20 protein-coding genes are annotated in these 21,053 nt (G+C 66.6%); 5 read left to right on the forward strand and 15 right to left on the reverse strand.

Going from position 1 to position 21,053, the window contains the following annotated elements; translation table 11 throughout:
• Positions 1 to 95: 95 nt before the first annotated feature.
• The gene (locus CHB77_RS03275) at positions 96 to 2,375 is read left to right on the forward strand and encodes an NADP-dependent malic enzyme (RefSeq protein ID WP_089386763.1); all 2,280 of its coding nucleotides are present in this window, start codon (positions 96 to 98) and stop codon (positions 2,373 to 2,375) included.
• A 6-nt stretch (positions 2,376 to 2,381) separates the two neighbouring features.
• Here the strand turns inward: CHB77_RS03275 and trhO are convergent, their stop codons facing one another.
• Positions 2,382 to 3,284: an oxygen-dependent tRNA uridine(34) hydroxylase TrhO gene (gene trhO, locus CHB77_RS03280; RefSeq protein ID WP_089386764.1), complete on the reverse strand. Its 903-nt coding sequence runs from the start codon at positions 3,282 to 3,284 to the stop codon at positions 2,382 to 2,384.
• A gap of 115 nt (positions 3,285 to 3,399) precedes the next feature.
• Here trhO and pncA point away from each other — a divergent pair, with 115 nt between their 5' ends.
• Positions 3,400 to 3,996 carry a bifunctional nicotinamidase/pyrazinamidase gene (gene pncA, locus CHB77_RS03285; protein WP_089386765.1) on the forward strand — a complete coding sequence of 199 codons (597 nt, stop codon included), beginning with the start codon at positions 3,400 to 3,402 and terminating at the stop codon, positions 3,994 to 3,996.
• A gap of 4 nt (positions 3,997 to 4,000) precedes the next feature.
• Positions 4,001 to 5,293: a nicotinate phosphoribosyltransferase gene (pncB, locus tag CHB77_RS03290; RefSeq protein ID WP_089386766.1), complete on the forward strand. Its 1,293-nt coding sequence runs from the start codon at positions 4,001 to 4,003 to the stop codon at positions 5,291 to 5,293.
• A 6-nt stretch (positions 5,294 to 5,299) separates the two neighbouring features.
• On the opposite strand, the gene CHB77_RS03295 is transcribed toward pncB, so the two are convergent.
• From CHB77_RS03295 to CHB77_RS03320, 6 genes are all read right to left on the reverse strand, one after another.
• Entirely contained in the window at positions 5,300 to 6,736 is a 1,437-nt protein-coding gene (locus CHB77_RS03295; RefSeq protein ID WP_089386767.1) for an inorganic phosphate transporter, read from the reverse strand.
• Between the two features lie 9 nt (positions 6,737 to 6,745).
• Positions 6,746 to 7,198: an NUDIX hydrolase gene (locus CHB77_RS03300; RefSeq protein WP_242626513.1), complete on the reverse strand. Its 453-nt coding sequence runs from the start codon at positions 7,196 to 7,198 to the stop codon at positions 6,746 to 6,748.
• Positions 7,195 to 7,617 (reverse strand): alternative ribosome rescue aminoacyl-tRNA hydrolase ArfB, encoded by a 423-nt coding sequence (arfB, locus tag CHB77_RS03305; protein WP_089386768.1) that lies wholly within the window; start codon positions 7,615 to 7,617, stop codon positions 7,195 to 7,197. Before arfB ends, CHB77_RS03300 begins: the two co-directional genes overlap by 4 nt.
• An 88-nt stretch (positions 7,618 to 7,705) precedes the next feature.
• Positions 7,706 to 8,563 carry a carbon-nitrogen hydrolase family protein gene (locus CHB77_RS03310; RefSeq protein WP_089386769.1) on the reverse strand — a complete coding sequence of 286 codons (858 nt, stop codon included), beginning with the start codon at positions 8,561 to 8,563 and terminating at the stop codon, positions 7,706 to 7,708.
• Positions 8,560 to 9,144, reverse strand: a complete 585-nt coding sequence (locus CHB77_RS03315) for a GNAT family N-acetyltransferase (protein ID WP_089386770.1) — start codon at positions 9,142 to 9,144, stop codon at positions 8,560 to 8,562. Before CHB77_RS03315 ends, CHB77_RS03310 begins: the two co-directional genes overlap by 4 nt.
• Positions 9,141 to 9,542 carry a ketosteroid isomerase-related protein gene (locus tag CHB77_RS03320; protein WP_089386771.1) on the reverse strand — a complete coding sequence of 134 codons (402 nt, stop codon included), beginning with the start codon at positions 9,540 to 9,542 and terminating at the stop codon, positions 9,141 to 9,143. The genes CHB77_RS03315 and CHB77_RS03320 overlap by 4 nt, the downstream gene beginning before the upstream one ends.
• 140 nt (positions 9,543 to 9,682) lie before the next feature.
• Between CHB77_RS03320 and CHB77_RS03325 the strand changes: the two genes are divergently transcribed.
• Positions 9,683 to 11,071, forward strand: a complete 1,389-nt coding sequence (locus CHB77_RS03325) for a phosphohexomutase domain-containing protein (protein ID WP_089386772.1) — start codon at positions 9,683 to 9,685, stop codon at positions 11,069 to 11,071.
• Here the strand turns inward: CHB77_RS03325 and CHB77_RS03330 are convergent.
• From CHB77_RS03330 to cysQ, 8 genes are all read right to left on the reverse strand, one after another.
• On the reverse strand, positions 11,068 to 12,465 hold the full coding sequence (locus CHB77_RS03330) for a hypothetical protein (RefSeq protein ID WP_089386773.1): 1,398 nt from the start codon (positions 12,463 to 12,465) through the stop codon (positions 11,068 to 11,070). The two genes, CHB77_RS03325 and CHB77_RS03330, sit on opposite strands and share 4 nt — an antisense overlap.
• Positions 12,462 to 14,150 carry a DUF5927 domain-containing protein gene (locus tag CHB77_RS03335; protein WP_089386774.1) on the reverse strand — a complete coding sequence of 563 codons (1,689 nt, stop codon included), beginning with the start codon at positions 14,148 to 14,150 and terminating at the stop codon, positions 12,462 to 12,464. The genes CHB77_RS03330 and CHB77_RS03335 overlap by 4 nt, the downstream gene beginning before the upstream one ends.
• Positions 14,147 to 15,175 (reverse strand): glycosyltransferase family 2 protein, encoded by a 1,029-nt coding sequence (locus CHB77_RS03340; protein ID WP_089386775.1) that lies wholly within the window; start codon positions 15,173 to 15,175, stop codon positions 14,147 to 14,149. Before CHB77_RS03340 ends, CHB77_RS03335 begins: the two co-directional genes overlap by 4 nt.
• Before the next feature lie 91 nt (positions 15,176 to 15,266).
• Complete coding sequence (locus tag CHB77_RS03345; protein ID WP_341273548.1) at positions 15,267 to 16,349, reverse strand: glycosyltransferase family 2 protein; 1,083 nt, start codon at positions 16,347 to 16,349, stop codon at positions 15,267 to 15,269.
• On the reverse strand, positions 16,313 to 17,299 hold the full coding sequence (galE, locus tag CHB77_RS03350; RefSeq protein ID WP_089386777.1) for a UDP-glucose 4-epimerase GalE: 987 nt from the start codon (positions 17,297 to 17,299) through the stop codon (positions 16,313 to 16,315). Before galE ends, CHB77_RS03345 begins: the two co-directional genes overlap by 37 nt.
• A 4-nt stretch (positions 17,300 to 17,303) precedes the next feature.
• Positions 17,304 to 18,200 (reverse strand): UTP--glucose-1-phosphate uridylyltransferase, encoded by an 897-nt coding sequence (locus tag CHB77_RS03355; protein WP_089386778.1) that lies wholly within the window; start codon positions 18,198 to 18,200, stop codon positions 17,304 to 17,306.
• 192 nt (positions 18,201 to 18,392) lie between these two features.
• On the reverse strand, positions 18,393 to 19,193 hold the full coding sequence (locus tag CHB77_RS03360) for a 3-deoxy-manno-octulosonate cytidylyltransferase (protein ID WP_089387139.1): 801 nt from the start codon (positions 19,191 to 19,193) through the stop codon (positions 18,393 to 18,395).
• Between the two features lies 1 nt (position 19,194).
• Entirely contained in the window at positions 19,195 to 19,992 is a 798-nt protein-coding gene (gene cysQ, locus CHB77_RS03365; protein WP_165456188.1) for a 3'(2'),5'-bisphosphate nucleotidase CysQ, read from the reverse strand.
• A gap of 129 nt (positions 19,993 to 20,121) precedes the next feature.
• Here cysQ and CHB77_RS03370 point away from each other — a divergent pair, with 129 nt between their 5' ends.
• Positions 20,122 to 20,943, forward strand: coding sequence for an ABC transporter permease (locus CHB77_RS03370; RefSeq protein WP_089386779.1), 822 nt, complete (start codon positions 20,122 to 20,124; stop codon positions 20,941 to 20,943).
• Positions 20,944 to 21,053: the final 110 nt, after the last annotated feature.

Here is a 21,053-nt window from a genome sequence, read left to right on the forward strand (position 1 = left end):
TCCGCGCGTCCCCGCAACACAGATTTGCCCGCAAAGCCGGTTGAGCCGGTCGTGACGCGACGTTAAACGGGACCACTACCCCCGGAGGATTCCCGATGAGCGAAAAGACCGGCAGCCGCGCCCGCATCACCCCCGAGGAGGCGCTGGCCTATCACATGGAGCCGCGCCCCGGCAAATACGACATCGTCGCCTCTACGCCGATGACGACGCAGCGCGACCTGTCGCTGGCCTATTCGCCGGGGGTCGCCGTGCCGGTCCAGGCCATCGCGGACCGGCCCGAAACGGCCTATGACTATACCACCAAGGGCAACATGGTGGCCGTCATCTCGAACGGGACGGCCATTCTGGGCATGGGCAACCTGGGCGCACTGGCCTCCAAGCCGGTGATGGAGGGCAAGGCGGTGCTGTTCAAGCGGTTCGCCGACGTGAACGCCATCGACCTGGAACTGGATACCGAGGACACGGACGAATTCATCAACGCCGTCCGCCTGATGGGCCCGACCTTCGGGGGCATCAACCTGGAGGACATCAAGGCGCCCGAATGCTTCATCATCGAACAGCGCCTGAAGGAGCTGATGGACATTCCGGTGTTCCACGACGACCAGCACGGCACGGCGGTGATCTGCGCGGCGGGCCTGCTGAACGCGCTGGAACTGTCGGGCAAGCGGATCGAGGACGTGAAGATCGTCCTGAACGGCGCGGGCGCCGCCGGGATCGCCTGCCTGGAACTGCTGAAATCCATGGGCGCGCGGCACGACAACTGTATCATGGCCGACACCAAGGGCGTCATTTACCAAGGCCGGACCGAGGGGATGAACCAGTGGAAATCGGCCCATGCCATCGTGACGGATGCCCGCACGCTGGAAGACGCGATGAAGGGCGCGGACGTGTTCCTGGGCGTGTCGGCCAAGGGCGCGGTGACGCAGGACATGGTGGCATCCATGGCCGACAACCCGGTCATCTTCGCCATGGCCAACCCCGACCCCGAGATCACGCCCGAGGACGCCCATGCCGTCCGGCCCGACGCCATCGTCGCCACCGGGCGCAGCGATTATCCCAATCAGGTCAACAATGTCCTGGGCTTCCCCTATCTGTTCCGGGGCGCCCTGGACATCCACGCCCGTGCCATCAACGATGAAATGAAGATCGCCTGCGCCGAGGCGCTTGCGAAACTGGCCCGAGAGGATGTCCCCGACGAGGTCGCCATCGCCTATGGCCGCAAGCTGCAATTCGGGCGCGACTATATCATCCCGACACCCTTCGATCCCCGCCTGATCCATGTCGTGCCCCCTGCGGTGGCGCGCGCAGGCATGGACACGGGCGTCGCCCGCCGTCCGATCATCGACATGGACGGCTATGTCCAGTCGCTGAAGAACCGCATGGATCCGACGGCCGCGATCCTGCAAGGCATCCACGCCCGCGCCCGCCAGACCCAGGCCCGGATGATCTTCGCCGAAGGCGACGATCCCCGCGTGCTGCGCGCCGCGGTCGCCTGGCAGCGCGGCGGCATGGGCCAGGCCCTGGTCGTGGGCCGCGAGGCCGATGTGAAGGACAAGCTGGAAACCGTGGGCCTTGGCGACGCGGTGCGCGAACTGACCGTCGTGAATGCCGCCAATTCCCGGTATCTGGATGCCTATCACGAATTCCTCTATGCGCGGCTGCAACGCAAGGGCGTGGACCGCGAGGACGCGCACAAGCTGGCCAATCGCGACCGCCACGTCTTTGCCGCGCTGATGCTGGCGCATGGCCATGGCGACGGGCTGGTGACGGGGGCCACGCGCAAGAATGCCCATGTGCTGTCGCAACTGCGCAATGTCTTCGACCTGCGCCCCCAGGACGGCGCGGTGGGCATCACCGCCGTGCTGCACAAGGGCCGGATCGTGCTGATCGGCGACACACTGGTCCACGAGTGGCCCGAAGCCGAGGATCTGGCCGACATCGCCATCCGCGGCGCCGCCGTCGCGCGGGGCCTAGGCCTTGAACCCCGCGTGGCGTTTCTGTCGTTCTCGAACTTCGGCTATCCGGTCAGCGAACGCGCCATCAAGATGGCCGAGGCGCCCAAGGTTCTGGACCGGCGCCGTGTCGATTTCGAATACGAGGGCGAGATGACGGTGGACGTGGCGCTGAACATGGATTCGGCGTCCCGTTATCCGTTCAGCCGGTTGACCGGCCCGGCCAACGTGCTGGTGGTGCCCGCGCGGCATTCGGCGTCGATCAGCGTCAAGCTGATGCAGGAAATGGCCGGGGCCACGGTGATCGGCCCGATCCTGACCGGCGTGCCGCAGCCCATCCAGATCTGTTCCACCACATCGACCGTGAACGACATCCTGAACATGGCGGCGATTTCGGCGGGCGGGCTGGGGGCGGGCCGGTAAGGGCCGTCATTCTTCCGACGCGGGGCCTGCGAACAGCTCGCCCCGCGCGACCTGCCGCTGCCGTTCCCGGAACCGCGTCCGGTCGGCGTCGTCGTATTCGCCTGCGCACTGGTGGCAGCGGACGCCTTCCTCGTATTCGGGACGATCGCGATCTTCGGGCGCGAGGGGGCGGCGGCAGGCGTGGCACAGCCCGTGCCGCCCCGGCTGCAAGCCGTGGGTCAGGCTGACCCGCTGGTCGAAGACAAAGCATTCGCCCTGCCACAGGCTGTCCTGTTGCGAAACATCCTCGAGATATTTCAGGATGCCCCCTTTCAGGTGAAAGACCTGATCGACGCCCTGGGACAGCAGGTAATTGGTCGATTTCTCGCAGCGGATCCCGCCGGTGCAGAACATCGCCACGCGCTTGCCCGCGAAACGATGGGCGTTCCTTCGCCACCAGCCGGGAAAATCGCGAAAGCTGCGGGTGCCGGGATCGATCGCCCCTGCAAAGGTGCCGATGGCGATTTCGTAATCGTTGCGGGTGTCGATCACCGCCACATCGGGCGCGCGGATCAGGGCGTTCCAGTCGGCCGCATCGACGTAATGGCCCACCCCCGCGCGGGGATCGACATCGGGCTGGCCCATGGTGACGATTTCCTGCTTGAGCCGCACCTTCATCTTGCCGAAGGGCATGGCGGCGGCTGTGCTTTCCTTCCAGTCCGCATCCGCGCAACCCGGCAGGGCGCGGATGTGGGCCAGCACCGCATCGACCCCCGCCCGCGTCCCCGCAATGGTGCCGTTGATCCCCTCGCGCGCCAGCAGCAGCGTGCCCCGCACGCCCTGGGCGCAGGCGACACGGGCCAGCGGGCCTTTCAGGGCGGCAGGATCCGGAAAGCGGGTGAAATGATACAGCGCGGCGACGATCAGCATGACCGGGCCATAGCCAGCAAAGCCCGCCCTTTCAACCCGCCCCTTGCAACGGGAACCATTGACCCGGCACCCGTCAGTTCCTAGGCATTGTCGCAATCGCGGCAAGGGGGACGGGATGGGCACGGCACTGATCGTCATCGACATGCAGACCGACTTCTGCCCCGGCGGCGCCTTGGCGGTGGATGGGGGGGACGGGATCGTCGGGCCGATCAATGCGCTGATGGCCGGTTTCGATGCCGTGATCCTGACGCAGGACTGGCATCCGGCCGATCACGCCAGCTTTGCGGCCAACTATCCGGGGGCGCAGCCGTTCAGCGTCGCGCAGATGCCCTATGGCCCGCAAGTGCTGTGGCCTAGCCATTGCGTCATCGGCACGCCGGGGGCCGGTTTCCACCCCGGCCTGGACCGGTCGCGCGCGGATCTGGTGATCCGCAAGGGTTTCCGCCGCGGGATCGACAGCTATTCCGCGTTCTTCGAGAACGACCATCGCACGCCGACGGGCCTTGCGGGATACCTGCGGGACCGTGGATTGGCCGACCTGGCCTTCGCGGGCCTTGCCCATGATTTCTGTGTCGCCTGGAGCGCCATGGACGCGGCCCGCCTGGGTTTCACCGCCACCGTGATCGAGGCGGCGACCCGCGCCATCGACCTTGACGGCAGCCTTGCCCGCGCCCGCGCGGACATGCGCGCCGCCGGCGTTCGACAGGAGTAAGCCGATGGCCGACATCGCCACCCGCGTCTATAACCACAAATGGAAGATCGACCCGATCGTGCGGTCGCTGATCGACACCGATTTCTACAAGCTGCTGATGTGCCAGTCGATCTTTCGCAACCGGCCCGACACCACCGTCTGTTTCAGCCTGATAAACCGCACCCGGTCCATCCGTCTGGCCGACCTGATCGACGAGGGCGAGCTGCGCGAGCAACTGGACCATGTGCGCGGGCTGCGGCTGTCGCGGGGGGAATCGACCTGGCTGCGCGGCAACACCTTTTACGGCAAGCGGCAGATGTTCCGCCCCGACTTCATGGAGTTTCTGGAAAACCTGCGCCTGCCCCCCTATCAGCTGGAAAAGCGCGACGGCCAGTACGAACTGACCTTCGAGGGCAAGTGGCCCGAGGTGATGCTGTGGGAAATCCCGGCGCTTGCCATCCTGATGGAACTGCGGTCGCGTGCGGTCCTGTCGACCCTGGGCCGGTTCGAACTGCAAGTGCTTTATGCCCGCGCCATGACCCGGCTGTGGGAAAAGATCGAACGCCTGCGCGCCCTTCCCGACCTGCGCATCGCCGATTTCGGCACAAGGCGGCGGCACAGCTTTCTGTGGCAGGACTGGGCCGTCCAGGCCATGATCGAGGGTCTGGGAGAGGGTTTCACCGGCACGTCGAACTGCCTGATAGCCATGCGCCGCGACATCGAGGCGATCGGCACCAACGCCCACGAACTGCCCATGGTCTATGCCGCCCTGGCCGACACGGACGCCGAACTGCGCCGCGCCCCCTATGAGGTTCTGGCCGACTGGCACGAGGAACACGACGGCAACCTGCGCATGATCCTGCCCGACACCTATGGGACCGAGGGTTTCCTCAAGGGCGCGCCCGACTGGCTGGCGGGCTGGACCGGCATCCGCATCGACAGCGGCGATCCGGCGGCGGGCGCCGAAACCGCGATCCGCTGGTGGCGGGACCGGGGCGAGGATCCACGCCGCAAACTGGTCATCTTTTCGGACGGGCTGGATGTGGCCAAGATCGTGGAACTGCACCACCAGTTCCACGGCCGCGTCAAGGTCAGCTTTGGCTGGGGAACGCTGCTGACCAACGATTTCCGTGGCCTGGTGGCGGGCGACGGGCTGGCGCCGTTCAGCCTGGTCTGCAAGGCCGTGTCGGCCGACGGCCGCCCCACCGTCAAGCTGTCGGACAACCCCGCCAAGGCCACCGGCCCGGCCGAGGAGATCGCGCGCTATCGCCGCATCTTCGGGTCGGGCCAGCAGGCGCCGCAGGAGGTGGTGGTCTGACGGCCGTCAGATCCCCGTCAGCCACAGCATCGCCAGACAGGACAATCCGCCCAGCAGCGCGGTGATCGGCACCGTGACGGCCCAGGCGGCGGTGATGGTGACGACATGGCTGCGCCGGATCAGCCGGCGGCGATGGCGTTCCTCGACCGGAAGATCGGCGCGTCCGGCATTGCCGCGGCGGTCCAGCAGTTCGCGCACGAAGCCCACCCCAAAGACCCCGCCGACCGCCACATGGGTGGATGACACCGGCAGACCCCGGCTGGCCGCGATCATCACGATCATGGCCGTGGCCAGCGTGATGCAAAAGGCGCGGGCCGGGTTCAGGCGGGTGATCCCCCCGCCCACAACGGCGACAAGGCGGCGGCCGAACAGCACCCCGCCCGCCGCGATCATCGCGCCCGCCAAGGCCAGCAGCAGGATCGGCATCGGCAGCGCGCCGTCATGGGCGGGCGACAGGATCACCAGCACCGGCCCCGCCACGTTGCCCGCATCCCCCGCCCCGTGGGCGAAACCCATCATCACGGCGGCAAACAGCAGCGGCTGGCCCAGGATGCGCTTCATGGGGGGCTTTCCGCTGCCGGCCCGGACCAGCACGTCGGCGACGCGCCGCCGCATCAGCAGCGCCGCGGCAAGGCCGGCGATCAGGCCCGGCACCAGCGCCTGGGGCATCGGCAGCGACAGCGCGGGCAGCAGGGTCGCGACAAAGGCGACGAACAGCCCGACCATGGCGCCGACCAGCGGCGGCAGCCAGAGGCGGGCCGCATGGCCGCGATCCGGCGCCTCGGCCACCTTGACGCGCAACAGGGCCAGAAGCGCCCCGGCCAGGACCGCCGCCGCCAAGGGCGTCAGGATCCAGGCCATGGCCATGGCCAGTATTCCGCCCCAGGACATCGCCTGCGATCCCGCCGCCGCCAGCCCGGCCCCTGCAATTGCCCCGACGATGGAATGCGAGGTCGAGACGGGCAAGTTCGCGCCCGTCGCAACCGTGATCCAGCCCGCCGCCGCGATCAGCGCCGCCAGCATCACGATCTGCCCCCCCGATCCGCCAAGCACCGACACGTCCACGACCCCCTCGGCCAGGCGGTGCGTCACGGCGCCGCCTGCCAAGGCCGCGCCCGCGATTTCGGCCGCCGCCACCAGGGCCAGGCCCGGCCCGATGGCGATGGCCCCCGCGCCCACCGCCGGACCCAGAGAATTCGCAATGTCGTTCGCGCCGATGGACAGGCCCAGCCAGCCAGCCACGACAAGACCCGCGCCGATCGCGACGGTCCCCGGCTGCTGGCCGGTGATGCCCAAGGCCAGCAGGATCACCGCGACCGCCAGCAGGATCCCCGCGCCCAGGCGCAGCACGGGACGCAAGACGTGGAACTGCGCGGATTCGGCCAGGGTGATCCGTCCCAGATCCTTGTCGAGCACATGATATTGACGATCCGGCCGGGTCATCCCTGCATGTCAGCCGGGCATCGGCGGCAAGGCAAGCAGGATCCGTTTCAGGCCGGGTTCGACGACATGGCGCGCCGCGTCCTGCGGCGCGAACCAGCGGCGCTTGCGCTGCCCGGCTTCGGGAAAGTCGTCGTGCAGGCGGTCGGCATCCATCAGGAAGACCCGCACCTCGACCGGGACCGAATAGCCGCGATCCTGTTCCTTGTCATAGCGGTAGCGGCCGATTTCCTCGGGGTGGACACGGCCTTCGACGCCCGCTTCCTCCCAGGCCTCGGCGGCGGCGGCGCCGGGCAGGGTCTTGCCCTCCATGGGCCAGCCCTTCGGGATCACCCAGCGGCCGGTGCCCCGGCTGGTAATCAGAAGAACGTCGCCCGTCTTCCGGCACCGGCAGACCATCCCCATCTGCATGACTTGGGGGCGCCGTCCCATCAGGATGCCCAGAGACTGGCGGATCGCGTTCATTCGCCGTCCTCCACCCGGCCGCGCAGGGTCTTGACCTCGGCGCGGGTGGCCTTGGCCTTCAGGCGGCGCATCTGGCTGCCCCAGGTGGGCTTGGTGGCGACCCTTGGCCGGGCCTTTTCGGTCGCGCGCCGGATCAGATCGGCCAGCCGTTCGCGGGCCAGTTCGCGGTTGCGGGCCTGGCTGCGGGTCTCCTGCGCCAGGATCACCACCGCGCCGTCCTTGGTCCAGCGCCGCCCGGCCAACCGTTCCAGGCGTCGCTTGACCGCATCGGACAGATTCGGGGACCGCGCGGCCTCGAACCGCAGTTCGACCGCGGTTTCGACCTTGTTGACGTTCTGGCCGCCCGGACCCTGGGATCGGGTGAACTGTTCGATCAGCTCCCACTCCTCGATCGTGATCGTGTTGTTGATATGCAGCATAGCTGCGGAATATGGCACGAATGCGCGCGGTGAAAAGCGCCACCGTTGATAAAACGCGAATCGTTAACAAAGGATTTCGATCGGCCCGTCAGGCGATCAGTCCGATGCCACGGCTTTCGGGCCAATGGGCATGGGGCAGAACGGCCCCGTCCCGGCGGCTTTGCGCGACGCGCGACAGGTCGACATCGGCCATCACCCAGCCCGGCCGGTCCATGGGGCCTTCGGCGATGATCCCGGTTTCCGGCCAGAACCCGTCGGGCGGGCCATAGATCGCGGCCCGGCCCCGGTTTTCATCCAGCGCGGGCATCCAGTCGCACGATCCGACAGTGGGCGCCTGCACCACGACGCACTGGCTTTCCAATGCGCGGGCCATGGCCCCGATCCGCACCCGGTTGAAACCCGCCACCGTGTCGGTGCAACTGGGCACCAGCAGCAGTTCCACCCCCGCCTGCGCCAGCACCCGGCCCAGCAGCGGAAATTCGCTGTCATAGCAGATCAGGATGCCGATCCGGCCAAGGGCGGTATCGAAAATCCGCAGGCCGGGGGCACCGGTGACGTGCCAGACCTCGCGTTCGAACCGGGTCATGATCTGCTTGTCCTGATGGCCGATAACGCCATCCCGCCCGTAAAGCACCGCGCGATTGACCGGGCGCGGCCCGTCGAACACCGGGCCTGACGCGCCAAGGATGTGACAGCCGTGGCGCGCGGCCAGTTCCAGATGCAGCGCATGGACCCGCGGCCAGTGCCGCGCCACCTCGTGCAGCGATGCCTCCAGATCCCCTGCCACGCCGCGCCCGCCCAAAGAGGCCAGTTCCATCGCGCCGTATTCGGGGAAAACCAGCAGGTCGGCCCCGGCGGCGTCCGCGACCCAGGCGGTCAGCTTGGCTTCGTAATCCGCGAAACGGTCGAACCAGTCGATCGGATAGGCGGCGGCGGCGATCTTCACAGGCTGCGCATCCAGAATTGCAGGGGTTTTTCCGTCTCCGCGTCCTGATCCAGATCCTTCCACGAAAACCGCGCCAATACACCAGGCAACGGTTGGTATCCCCGCTTGCGCCAGAAACCGTCCAGCGGTCGGTAATCGGCGGGGCGGGCCGGGTGGCCGGCGGGGCGGATGACGCTGCAAAAGGCGCTGTGGGTCAGGCCAAGGCCACGGGCATGGGCTTCGCGCGCGTCGAAAAAGGCGTGCCCGATGCCCTGGCCACGATAATCGGGCAGCAGCACCGATTCCGCGCAATAGAAGATCCGGTCCAGCGGCTCGGGCCGTTCGGCAAAGGCCGCCGCGAAATCGGCGGCGTGGTCGGCCATCGGCGCCCCGGTCGCGGCGCCCACCACGCGGCCGCCGTCCATCGCCGCGACGACCACCGCGCCGGGCGACTGATAGGCGCGCAAGTAATCGCGTTCGTAATCGGCATTCCCGTCGTACAGATAGGGGAAATCGCGGAACACCCGGATGCGCAGACGCGCGACATCCTCCAGCGCGGCACCCAGCGCCTCGCCGGTCAGGACGCGGGTCGCGACGGTCATTGGCCGACCTGCCGCATCCAGTCGGCCAGGTTGTAATAGGTCGTGACCCGCGCGATCCGGCCGTCGCGGATGGTGAAGAACGTCCCCGCAGGCAGGCGATAGGTCTGGCCCCTGGCCTCGGGCAGCCCCTCGTCGGTCTTCAGATAGATGCCGTTCACCGTGAATTCCGCCGCCGCGCGGTCGCCCGCCTCGTTGGCGAAGATCACCATGTCGGTCAGCGTTTCCTTGTAGCTGTCGCTCATATGGGCGCTGAATTCGGCGAACAGCGCCTTGCCGCGCCGGATCCGGCCCTCGTTCACATGATGTTCGATGTCGTCGTGCAGCAGGGCCAGCATGTCGTCGGTCCGGCCCGCGTTGAAGGCGTCGTAATAGGCGGCGATCAGGGATTTCGTGTCCATCTGGCCCTCTTGTGCGTTTGCCATCCGTCTAGCGCGGCGCGCGTCCGGCGTCACGTGGTCCGAAAGGACCAATGCCTTGAAAATCCGGGCCAAGCTGCTAGCCCTTGAACCAACCTTTTGCGCAAGAAGGATTCGCGCCCATGACCGACACATCCAACCTTGGCTACCGTGAGATCACCTGTTTCAAAGCCTATGACGTGCGGGGCGAACTGGGCAAGAACCTGGACACCGATGTCGCCTATCGGATCGGCCGCGCCTTTGCGCAGGCGCGGGCGGCCAAACGCGTGGTGGTGGGCCATGACAGCCGCGAGACCTCGCCCGAACTGGCGGCGGCGCTGATGGACGGTCTGACCGACGGCGGCGCCGACGTACTGTTCTTGGGTCTTGCGGGCACCGAGGAGGTGTATTTCCACACCGGATTCCACGACACCGATGGCGGGATCGAGGTGACGGCATCGCATAATCCCATTGAATACAACGGCATGAAGATCGTGGGCCGGGGATCGGCGCCGCTGGACCCGGCGACCGAACTGCCGCCCATCGTGGACCTGGCCACGGGCGGCAGTTTTGCCCCCGCCACCAAGGGCAGCGTCACCGATTTCAGCCATGCCCGTGCCGAATACGCCAGGGCGATGGCGGATTTCGTGGACGTGTCGGCGCTGAAGCCGATGAAGATCCTGGTCAACGCCGGCAACGGCACCGCCGGGCCGACCTTTGACGCGATTGCCGACGAACTGCTGGCGCGCGGGGCGCCGCTGACCTTCGTGCGGATGCACCATGACGTGGACAGCAGCTTTCCGAACGGCATCCCGAACCCGCTGCTGGACGAGAACCAGCCCCCCACGGTCGAACGCATGAAGGCGGAAAAGGCCGATCTGGGCGTGGCTTGGGACGGCGATTTCGACCGCTGCTTCTTTTTCGACGAAAACGGCCGCTTCATTCCCGGCGAATACATCGTCGGCCTGCTGGGCGCGGCCTTCCTGGAAAAATCGCCTGGAGAGAAGGTGGTCCACGACCCCCGCGTCATCATGAACACCAAGGCGATGATCGAGGAAGCGGGCGGGCAGGCCGTCGTCAGCAAGACCGGCCACGCCTTCATCAAGCGCAAGATGCGCGACGTGGGCGCGATCTATGGCGGGGAAATGTCGGCGCATCATTATTTTCGCGACTTCTATTACTGCGACAGCGGCATGATCCCCTGGCTTCTGATGATCGAACTGCTGTCGCGCAAGGGCAAGACGCTGGCCGAACTGCTGGAGGAGCGGATGCGCCTGTATCCCTCGTCAGGAGAGACGAACTATCACATCGACGATCCGGACGCGGCGATTGCCCGGCTGATCGCAAAGTATGAACCGCAGGCCGATTCGCGCGACGATCTGGACGGCGTGTCGCTGGACTTCGGCACCTGGCGCTTCAACCTGCGCAAGTCGAACACCGAACCCGTGGTGCGGCTGAACCTGGAATCCGACGGTGACGCGGATCTGGTCAGGGAAAAGCAGGCGGAACTGGCCGCGCTGCTGAAAGGCTAGGGCATCGGGTCGAAGCCGAAGGCGACGTAATCGCGCAGGTATGCCGCCTGCGCGGCGTCGATCAGCGTCCGGTCGCGCAGCGCGTCCGGCACCACGGCAGGCTCCAGCGTCTCCAGCCGGGCGTCCTCGATTCCCGCCGCATGGGCCAGATGGTGCAGATCCTCGGCCAGCCGATCCTCGCGCGCCAGCATGTCCGGCACGGCAAGACGGGCAAAGCCCGCCAGAATCTCGGTCTGGCTGGCCCACAGGGGATGGGTCGGCAGGGATGTCTGGCCGTTGAGGTTCCGCCGCAGAAAGCCCAGGAATTCAGCAAAGGCCGCGATGCGCGCATCGCCCGTCAAGCCGGGCAGCCCATCCTCGGGCGGCAGGGCCACGCGGTGCAGCCGGCGCAGCAGGTCGCGCCGTTCGGAACTGCCGCGCGTCAGCAGGTGGTCAAAGGCATCCCAGGCCCGCACCAATGGATGCCGCAGGACCGAAAAGCTGCGATGGCCGGGGCGCGCGCGTTTCCATTGGCGCAAGGTGGATTGGGTGAAACCGCCTGCCGTCGGACCCAGCCGCGCCAGCCAGTCGCGCACCGCATGGCCCGGCCCGCCCCTGACCGGCATGAACAGCAGCCCGCGCCCGGCGTCCGAGGCGGCAAAGCCGGGGACGGCAGGCCCGCGCCGGGGTTCGAAACTGGGAATGCGGTGCAGCCCGAACGGGTCGATACCGGCCAGATCAGCCTGCATGGCATCGAAATTGGCGACCTTCTGCGCCAGTTCCTGCGGGTTCTGCGGCACCTGATCGCGGGCCGGTTCCACCCGGTCCAGATCGGTGCGGCCCAGCCAGTGCAGCAGCCCCGTCAAGACATCCCCATCGCGCAGGTCGTCGTAATCCAGATGGAACGCAGTCTGTCCCGTCGCCTGCAACCGGCGGGACAGATCCCGGCGAAACGCGTCGGCCGCCGCCAGCATTCCGCGAAACGCGTCGCCGTCATAGGTGATGCGCGCGGGGATCGGCGTTTCGGTGGCGTTCAGCTTCCACTGGTTCGTATCCTGGGCCAGCCGGGTCGAGACATAGCTGTCCAGCGGGTTGCGCGTCAGGACGATCTTGGCGCAGCGGCGGTCCGCGATGATCGGCTCCAGCACGCGGGGATCGTGGTCGTGGAAATACCGGAAACCCGGCAGATGCCCCGGCCTGTCGGTCAGCCGCGCCAGCAGCGCCAGCGGGTCGGCCTCGCGCGCGGCGCGGGTGATGCCCAGCATCTCGTCCTTGTCAGGCCAGCCCATCATATAGGGATTGAACGCCTCGCCAAAGCAGGTGACGCCGGTGACGGTGTTTAGCGTCGCCTCCAGCAGGTTCGACCCGGTGCGCATCCCGGCGAAGATGACGAAGCTGCGGAACCCCTTGGTCATTCGGCGGCGGCCCGTTCGGGGATCAGCAGTTCGATGGGGGGCAGATCCTCGCCGGTCAGGCGCGGGCGCAAGCCGGAATTGCGCAGCCGCCGCAGCATCCCGTCCAGCCCGGTCAGGTCGCGCATCGCGGGCAGCGCGGCGATCGGCGCGGAATGCGGGTCGATCTGCAACAGGAAGTCCTGAAGGATCGCCCGCGGGTTCAACAGGAATTCGCCCAGGTCGTGCTGGCTCAGCCGGGCGCGGACCCAGACGGAATTCAAGACATCCAGTTGCGCAAGCTCGATCCGCTGCAACTGCGCAAAGATCCGGCGCATGTCGTCGAAAGGCATCCCGGAATGCAGGATCGGCAGCTTCCAGGCGCCGGTGACGACCAGCATATGCGCGTTCGGATCGGTCGCCATGAACCAGTTCAGGGCTTGGTTGTCGCGCGGGCTGAACTGGAACGCCTGCATCCGGTCGGTGATGCGGATCAGGGATGTCAGGAATCCCTGCGGATCGTGGTCGCGGACCTGCGGATCGATGGAGATCGCCCCCGGCCCGGTCTGGGGCCGACCAGCGAATTCCACCAGCGCGGGATCCAGCAGATGTCCGTGGACCTGGCCCGTCAGGTGGCGGCCCAGCCACCCCTCGAACCCCGGAAAGATGTCGGTCAGCCCCTGGAGCACCGCGTAGGGGGCCGAGGTCTTGCCGTTCTCGGCGTCCTTTCGGGGAAACCGGCTTTGCATGTAAAGCCCCGGACGGCCCAGAACGCGGCGGCGCACGGTCTGGTTGATGATCCGCGAGATGCGCGCGGGCTGCGGCGGATCCACCTGCGGATGGCCCTGATCGGGCAGCGGAAACTGCGACAGCAGCCCCGATGCACCGGGCCAGATCTTGCGGGCGACAAAACAGCGCGATTCGGCCAGAATCCCAGCATGGTCGTCATACAGGGAATAGGGCCGCCCGGTATGGTCGAACTTGGCCATGGTCAGCGACCAGCTTTCGATCCGGGTCGAATGGCGCCGCACCAGCGTCTGAAAATAGCTTTCGTCGGGGATCCAGGCGAATCGGAAAAAGCGGTCGAATTCGTCCCGGCGCGGATCGTCCAGGATCGCCCGCAGCGTCCGCGCGGTCAGGCACCACCATTGCGACCCCAGATGCGGCGACAGGCCCGCGGGCATCCTTCGCCGGATGCCCCGCCTGCGCTGCCAGTCCACGAAGCGGTCGAACAGCCAGCGCCGCCTTTTCCAGTCGAACGGAAAGAACAGCGTGAAGCGTTCCTCGTTCAGCCCGCCCACGGTCCAGCCGACATCGTGGGTGCTGACGCTTTCGATGTGATCGCGGCCCGGATCGGCGGCCAGATAGGCGATCAGGTCGGATATCGGCCGCAAGGGCAGGCACGCGCCCGAGGCCAGATAGACATGGGTGGTATCGGGAAAGCGGTCCAGCAGCAGGATGGCGGCATCCTGTGTCGCCCGGACCAGGCTGAAGCGGCCCCAGGAACACCGGTGACGTGTGCTGAACACGATCCGGTCACAATTCCCCAGCGCCCGTTGAAACCCGGCCAGACGCGCGGCGCCGACCTTGGCATCCACATGGATCGCCACCTGCGCCCCGCCATCGGTCCAGATGCGCGCCAGCCGGGCCGCCATGTCCAGATCCCCATGGCACAGCAGCACCACGCCCAGACGCACGGCCGGCGTCATGCCCAGTTTCCGCGGGAAATCAGGCCCAAATCCTCCAACTGCCGCCAATCGCGGTATTCGCGCGATTCGCTGCACCACAACTGATCGCCCCGATGCAGCCCCGCGTGATAGGCGCGGTATTCCTGGCTGCCCGCGTAATGCTGGCGCCGGTCCAGCTCCTCGGCGGATTTTGCCGCAAAGCTGGACAGGAACTTGGCGTGCAGCAGGCAGCCGGAAATCCGTTCGCCGCCATCCTCGTCATAAAGCAGGTTCAACCCGCGCGGCAGCAGCATGTGGGTGGAACTGACATAGGCATAGCGCATGGCCCACTTGACCAGCGGGATCTTGTTCAGGGCGGGGCCGGACAAGGGATCGCGCGCGAAGAAGACCCGCGTCCGCGGCCCGCCCTGGATCCACAGGTTGCCGAAATGGCTGTTCTTGCGGATCGAGTAGTTGGCCGGATCGAACCAGCGGGCGACCTGAAAGGGATCCTGCCCCTCGGGGCAGACCGCATCCTCGATGGGGCCTTTGGGATACATGTCCAGCAGCATGGCGGGAAAGGATCGGCGCCCGGTCGCCTCCAGCCAGCTGGTCAGCGCGCCCAGCGGGCGATGTTCCATATGCGGATAGACCAGGAACTCGTCGGGATCGACCGTCAGGCACCAATGGCCCCGCCCGTGGCGCAGCAGCAGCCAGTTCATCCAGTCCATGCCGAAACGCGCGCCCTTGTAGCTGGCATCCGTCCACCACAGCGACACATCGGCCTGGCCCCGCAGCCAGCTGGCGCTGCCGTCGCCGCTGGCATTGTCCACCATCAGGAAATGCCGCACGCCCATGGCCCGGTAATAGTCCAGGAAATAGGGCAGGCGGGACCGTTCGTTGCGCAGCGTGACGCAGCACAGGATGTCGTCGGGGCGGATCCGCCTTGTGCGGTCGGCAAGGGGATACAGCATCGTCCGGCTGCGGATCGCGCGTGCGATCAGGCCTTGGCGTTCCAGCCGCAGCCGCAGGCTTCCAAGGGACGGCCATGCGCCTAGCCTGCGCATCGGCCACCCCGTCCGTCGAAACCGTATCGCCCGTCTGCCATGATGCCTGATGCCGTGATTGCACGCATTTGGCAAAATCACATGCCATCAGTCAACCTTCGGATGACAACCAGTCCCCTGCCCCCATCAGCCCCAAATCCAGCATCTGGCGCCAGCCATGATACCGGACCGAACGGTCGTGCCACAGAACCGGGGCCTGGCCGATGGCCTCGTGATAGGCCGCATAGCCCGCCGGATCGATGAAATGCTGTGCGCGGTGCAGTTCCTCGACCGCGCGGGCGGGGCTGTCGGACAGGAACTTGCCGTGCAGCAGGATACCGGACAGGCGCGGATCGCCGGGGCCGTCGTATTGGTCGTTCAGCCGGGGCGGCAGCAGCGAATGGGTGGAATTGACATAAGCGTATCGCCGGTTCCAGCGCACCAGGGGCAGCTTGTTCAGCGTCGGCCCGCGTTCGGGATCGTCCGCGAAGAATACGCGTTCGCGCACGCCGCCGTGCAGGATTCGGTTGCGCCTGGGCGGCACGGCCCGGCAGCGATAGGGACCGGCATCGAACCAGGAAAGCCGGTCGCTTAGCACGGCGCCCGGCGGCGCGTCGGTCTGGCCCAAGGGGCCGCGCGGATACAGATCCAGCATCATCGCCCCCATGGCCGGGCGCCGGGCGGCATCCAGATGCGCGGTCAACCGGGAGAGGGGGCGGCGGTTCCAGTCGGGATAGACCAGCAGTTCGTCGGCGTCGACGGTCACGCACCAATGGCCATGGCCATGGCGGAACAGCAGCGCCCCCAGCCAGTCCATCCCGAACCGCGCCTTGCGATAGCTGCCGCGCGCCCGCCACACGGATACGTCCGGCTGACCACGCAGCATATCGTCGGTCCCGTCGGTGCTGGCGTTGTCCACAATCAGAAAGGCTGTCACCCCCAACTGGCGGTAATGGTCCAGGAACTGCGGCAGGCGCAGCATCTCGTTGCGGACGGTGGCAAAGCACAGGATGTCGCCCGTCCGTATCGCCGCCGTGCGGTCGGACAGAGGCGTCAGGTCGCGGTCGGCGCGCAGGCAACGCCACAGGATCCTTCGCCGCTTCCAGCGCAGGCGCCAGGCCGACCAGATCCGCCTTGGGGTTGTCGGCCGGCCGCCCGTCACGCCTGATAGGCGCCGTTCTGGTGCCAGCGCCACGCATCCCCGATCATCTGCTTCATGGTGGACCGTCCAGGCTGCCAGCCCAGTTCCGCCTTGGCGCGGGTGCTGCCGCAGACCAGCTTGACCGCATCGCCGCCCCGGCGTGGTCCGTCCTGCATCGGGACCGGGCGGTTGGTGACGTGGCGGGTTGCATCCACGACCTCTCGGACGGAAAAGCCGCTGCCGGTGCCCAGGCAGAAGACCCGGCTGCCCTTGCCCGCGCGCAGCCATTCAAGGCCCTTCACATGGGCATCGACCAGATCCATGACATGGACGTAATCGCGGATGCAGGTGCCGTCCTGGGTCGGATAGTCCGTGCCGTGCACGGTCAGCGCCGCGCGCTTGCCGTCCACCGCATCCAGGATCAGCGGGATCAGATGGGTTTCAGGACGGTGATGTTCGCCCACCTCTCCGTCCGGATCCGCGCCCGCGACGTTGAAATAGCGAAAGATCACCGAGCGAAGCCCGTGGGACGCGCCAAAATCGGCCAGCATGTCCTCGATCGCGCGCTTGCTGGCGCCATAGGCGTTCAGCGGCGCCTGCGGGGTGTCCTCGTCCAACACGTCGCCGTCGCGATCGCCATAGGTGGCGCAGGTCGAGCTGAAGACGACATCCAGGCAGCCCGCGCCGATCGCGGCCTCGATCAGGTTCAGCGATCCGCCGACATTGTTGCGCCAGTACCGGCCGGGTTCGGCCATTGCCTCGCCCACCTGGCTCAGCGCGGCGAAATGCAGGACGGCCGCCGGCCGATGTTCGGCAAAGGCCGCATCCACGGCGGCCCGGTCCAGCAGGTCGGCCTGCACGAAGGGGCCGAATTTCACCGCATCGCGCCAGCCGGTCGAAAGGTTGTCCAGCGTCACCGGGACATAGCCCGCCGCCGCCAAGGCCTTGCAGGCGTGCGAGCCGATATAGCCCGCACCCCCGGTCACCAGAACCGTGTGCGACATGCTTTTATTCGGCCGCCCGCCGCATGGACATGACGTCATGGAGGTATTCGGCGAATTCTTCCTTCAGTTCGTCCCGGTCCAGGCCAAAGGCCACGGTCGCCTGAAGGAAGCCCGCCTTCGACCCGCAATCGAAACGCTGACCACGGAAGCGCAGGCCGTACACGTCACGTCCGGCGGCGATGTCGTCGGCGATGGCGTCGGTCAGCTGGATTTCCCCGCCCGATCCCGCCTTCAGCTTGTTCAGGTTCTGCATCACGGTCGGCGCCAGGATATAGCGGCCGATCACCGCCAGGTTCGACGGCGCGGTGCCCAAGGGCGGTTTTTCGACCATGCCGCGGGCCCGGACAATGGCGCCCATGTCCTCGGCCACGTCCAGCACGCCATAGGCCTGGGCCTTTTCGGGCGCGACCTCCATGGTGGCGACCATGCTGCCGCCGGTTTCGCCATAAGCCTCGATCATCTGTTGCAGGCACGGGGGATCGCCCATGATGACATCGTCGGTCAGAACCACCGCAAAGGGCTCGTCGTCGGCCACCAGACGGCGCGCGCACCAGACCGCGTGGCCCAGGCCCAGGGCCTTGTGCTGGCGGATATAGGCGATGGCGCCGGATTCCATGTTGGTGGTGCGCAGCGTTTCCAGAAGCTCGGTCTTGCCCGATTTCCTGAGGCTGCTTTCCAGTTCGTGGGCATGGTCGAAGTAATCTTCCAGCGCACCCTTGCCGCGCGAGGTCACGAAGATGAATTCGGTGATGCCCGCGGCCCGCGCCTCGTCGATCGCATACTGGATCAGCGGGCGGTCCACCAGGGTCATGATTTCTTTCGGAATGCTTTTCGTGGCGGGAAGAAACCGCGTTCCCAGACCCGCTACGGGGAAGATGGCCTTGGTTACCTTGCGAGTCATTATGGTGACACCTTATGTTCGATCATGCGCGGCAGCCTTGCAGCTGGGGCGCGGGCTAACGCCAGATCACCCGGAATGGCCGCATCCTTCAAGCGCGATCATAACGGCGTCGGCAGCTTGGCGCCAATGCAATCGCAGAAAACCATGTCTGATTTTCAGCAAATGCGGCAGAGCGCCGCCCCGATGGCGGTTTCAATCCAGATTCATCGCCGACATCATGGCCTCCAGGCGGGGAACATCCTCGGGATTGTTCAGTTCCCAGAACTGCCGCCCGCGCGATTCGACCGTGACGCACAGGATGCGGCGGCCCCGTTCCAGAAACCGCAACTGCTCCAACCCTTCCAGCCGTTCCAGCGGCCCTTCGTCCCAGGTCGCGTATTCGGCCAGCGCCGCGGGTCGATAGGCATAGACGCCGACGTGGTGGAAGACCGGGCTGGGATCGTCCTCGCCAAAGTCCCCGGCGGCGAAGGGTATGACCTCCTTGGAGAAATACAGCGCCTGCGCATCATGGCCAAAGACCGCCGTCGTGCCGCCCACGCGGCCCGCATGGCGGTCGGCGATCAGATCGGCGCGCATCCTGCCAGTGCAGCGCAACACCGGGGTCGCCACATCCGCCGACGGGTCGGCGCGAAGGCCCGCCACCAGATCCTCGACGAACCAGGCGGGGGTCAGGGGGGCGTCGCCTTGCAGGTTGACGACGATGTCGGGCGCGATCCCCAGGTTGGCCACGGCCTCGGCGCAGCGTTCGGTGCCGTTGCGGCAGGTGGTGGCGGTCATCACGACCTCGGCCCCGAACCCCTCCGCATGATCGCGGATCCGGTTGTCGTCGGTGGCGACCACCACCCGGTCCGCGCCGGTCACCGCCATCGCCGCATCCCAGCTGCGCCGGATCAGGCTGCGCGGCTGGCCGGATGCGCCGCGCAGGTCGACCAGCGGCTTGCCGGGATAGCGGGTCGAGGCATGGCGCGCCGGAATGACGATCAGCACCGACATGTCAGGCCCGGACCAGCAGAACGCCCGGCGCATAGGCGATGAAAAAGGGATTTTCGAATCCCGGCTTGCCATAGGTCAGGGCCGTGTGGTCGTCGAACCGCACCACCTCGCCTCCGGCGCCGCGCAGGACGGCATCGCCTGCCGCCGTGTCCCATTCCATCGTCCGGCCCAGGCGCGGATACAGGTCCGCCTCCCCCGTCGCGACCAGGCAGAACTTCAGCGACGACCCGGCACTGGTCATGTCGCGCACGGCGTACTGGTCGATATAGGCATCGGTCGCGGCGTCGCGGTGCGATTTCGACGCGACCACCATCAGCCCGCGATTGTCGGGGGTGGCGTTGACGCCAATGGGCGTGACCTGGCCCGGCGTGTCGCCGAACGGGCCATGTTCCTCGACCGAGCGGCCGTCGCCGGTGGTATAGAACAGCCGGCCCTTGGCGGGGGCATAGACGACGCCGCGCACCGGTACGCCGTTTTCGACATACGCGATGTTGACGGTGAAATCGCCCCGCCGCTGCACGAATTCCTTTGTGCCGTCCAGCGGATCGACGATCAGAAAGGTCCGCGCGGTCTGGACATGGCTTGCGGCCTGTTCCTCGGTGACAAGAGGGACGTCGGGAAAGGCCGCGCGCAGGCCTTCGGCGATCAGCGCATCGGCGGCCTCGTCGGCGGCGGTGACGGGCGAATCGTCGGACTTGGCGCGGATCTCGAAATCCTCGGATTCGTAGATGTCCATGATGCGTGCCCCGGCCTGCAACGCCAGACGCCGCATCTCCGGGATCAGTCGTTCAAATTGCATCCAGTTTCCTTCCACCATGGCCTATCCGGCGCAGCCCTGACGATTGTGACAACAGCCCGATCCCCTTATGATCGGGGGCGAGGGCTTGGGCAAGCGCCCGCGGGCGGACAATCGGGGCGGGCACGGACTTTGTTCAACGGGCGCAGGAACAGGACCATCCTTCAGGCGGCGGGAACCACGGTCGGCCTGATCTATCACCAGACCGTCTACAACCTGCGCAACGATCATCGCAATGCGGTCGTCGGCCTTTTGCTGACCGTTCTGCAATCGGCGATCTTCCTGATGGCGTTCCTGCTGATCTATCTGATAATGGGGGTGCGCAATTCGCCGATCCGGGGCGATTTCACGCTGTACCTGCTGTCAGGCATCTTCATGTTCATGGTCCATGTCCAGGCGTCGGGCGCGGTGGCGGGCAGCCATTCGGTGACGGGGGGCCTGGTCAAGCACGAACCGCTCAGCCCGGCGATCCTGATCGTCTCCGCGGCCCTGGCGGTGCTCTATCGCCAGACGATCAGCTGCATCGCGATCCTGTGGCTGTATCATGTGCTGATCGCGCCGATCCAGGTGGAATACTGGCCCGGCTGCCTGGCCATGTATCTGCTGTCGTGGTTTTCCGGGGCCTGCATCGGGCTGGTGTTTCTGGGCATCAGGCCGTGGTCGCCGCGCGTGTCCAAGCTGGTGACGACGGCGTTCCAGCGCATCAACATGTTCGCATCGGGCAAGATGTTCGTGGCCAACGTCCTGCCCAATGCGCTGATGCCCTGGTTCGTCTGGAACCCGCTGTTCCACATCATCGACCAGCAGCGCGGCTTTCTGTTCATCAACTATTCGCCGCTGAAGACCGACCCGCTGTATGCGCTGTGGTTTTCGCTGGCGGCCATGATGATCGGCCTTCTAATCAACTTCACCACGCGCAAATACGAATCCCTCAGTTGGAGCGCGGCGGACTGAACGCCCGAAAATTGCCCGCATCCGGCGCTTGCGGGGCCTGAAACCATCCCTATATACACCCCCGAAGCGTCCGGCCCGCCGGACCTGACACCGTTTTTTTGGGATCGGGC

Origin of the sequence: Paracoccus sediminis (assembly GCF_900188295.1) — a bacterium.
Taxonomy (GTDB): domain Bacteria; phylum Pseudomonadota; class Alphaproteobacteria; order Rhodobacterales; family Rhodobacteraceae; genus Paracoccus; species Paracoccus sediminis.

Coding starts and splice junctions, on each gene's coding strand:
- CHB77_RS03275 (WP_089386763.1), top strand. CDS start 96: ATGAGCGAAAAGACCGGCAGCCGCGCCCGCATCACCCCCGAGGAGGCG.
- trhO (WP_089386764.1), bottom strand. CDS start 3,284: ATGCTGATCGTCGCCGCGCTGTATCATTTCACCCGCTTTCCGGATCCT.
- pncA (WP_089386765.1), top strand. CDS start 3,400: ATGGGCACGGCACTGATCGTCATCGACATGCAGACCGACTTCTGCCCC.
- pncB (WP_089386766.1), top strand. CDS start 4,001: ATGGCCGACATCGCCACCCGCGTCTATAACCACAAATGGAAGATCGAC.
- CHB77_RS03295 (WP_089386767.1), bottom strand. CDS start 6,736: ATGACCCGGCCGGATCGTCAATATCATGTGCTCGACAAGGATCTGGGA.
- CHB77_RS03300 (WP_242626513.1), bottom strand. CDS start 7,198: ATGAACGCGATCCGCCAGTCTCTGGGCATCCTGATGGGACGGCGCCCC.
- arfB (WP_089386768.1), bottom strand. CDS start 7,617: ATGCTGCATATCAACAACACGATCACGATCGAGGAGTGGGAGCTGATC.
- CHB77_RS03315 (WP_089386770.1), bottom strand. CDS start 9,144: ATGACCGTCGCGACCCGCGTCCTGACCGGCGAGGCGCTGGGTGCCGCG.
- CHB77_RS03320 (WP_089386771.1), bottom strand. CDS start 9,542: ATGGACACGAAATCCCTGATCGCCGCCTATTACGACGCCTTCAACGCG.
- CHB77_RS03325 (WP_089386772.1), top strand. CDS start 9,683: ATGACCGACACATCCAACCTTGGCTACCGTGAGATCACCTGTTTCAAA.
- CHB77_RS03330 (WP_089386773.1), bottom strand. CDS start 12,465: ATGACCAAGGGGTTCCGCAGCTTCGTCATCTTCGCCGGGATGCGCACC.
- CHB77_RS03335 (WP_089386774.1), bottom strand. CDS start 14,150: ATGACGCCGGCCGTGCGTCTGGGCGTGGTGCTGCTGTGCCATGGGGAT.
- CHB77_RS03340 (WP_089386775.1), bottom strand. CDS start 15,175: ATGCGCAGGCTAGGCGCATGGCCGTCCCTTGGAAGCCTGCGGCTGCGG.
- galE (WP_089386777.1), bottom strand. CDS start 17,299: ATGTCGCACACGGTTCTGGTGACCGGGGGTGCGGGCTATATCGGCTCG.
- CHB77_RS03355 (WP_089386778.1), bottom strand. CDS start 18,200: ATGACTCGCAAGGTAACCAAGGCCATCTTCCCCGTAGCGGGTCTGGGA.
- CHB77_RS03360 (WP_089387139.1), bottom strand. CDS start 19,193: ATGTCGGTGCTGATCGTCATTCCGGCGCGCCATGCCTCGACCCGCTAT.
- cysQ (WP_165456188.1), bottom strand. CDS start 19,992: ATGCAATTTGAACGACTGATCCCGGAGATGCGGCGTCTGGCGTTGCAG.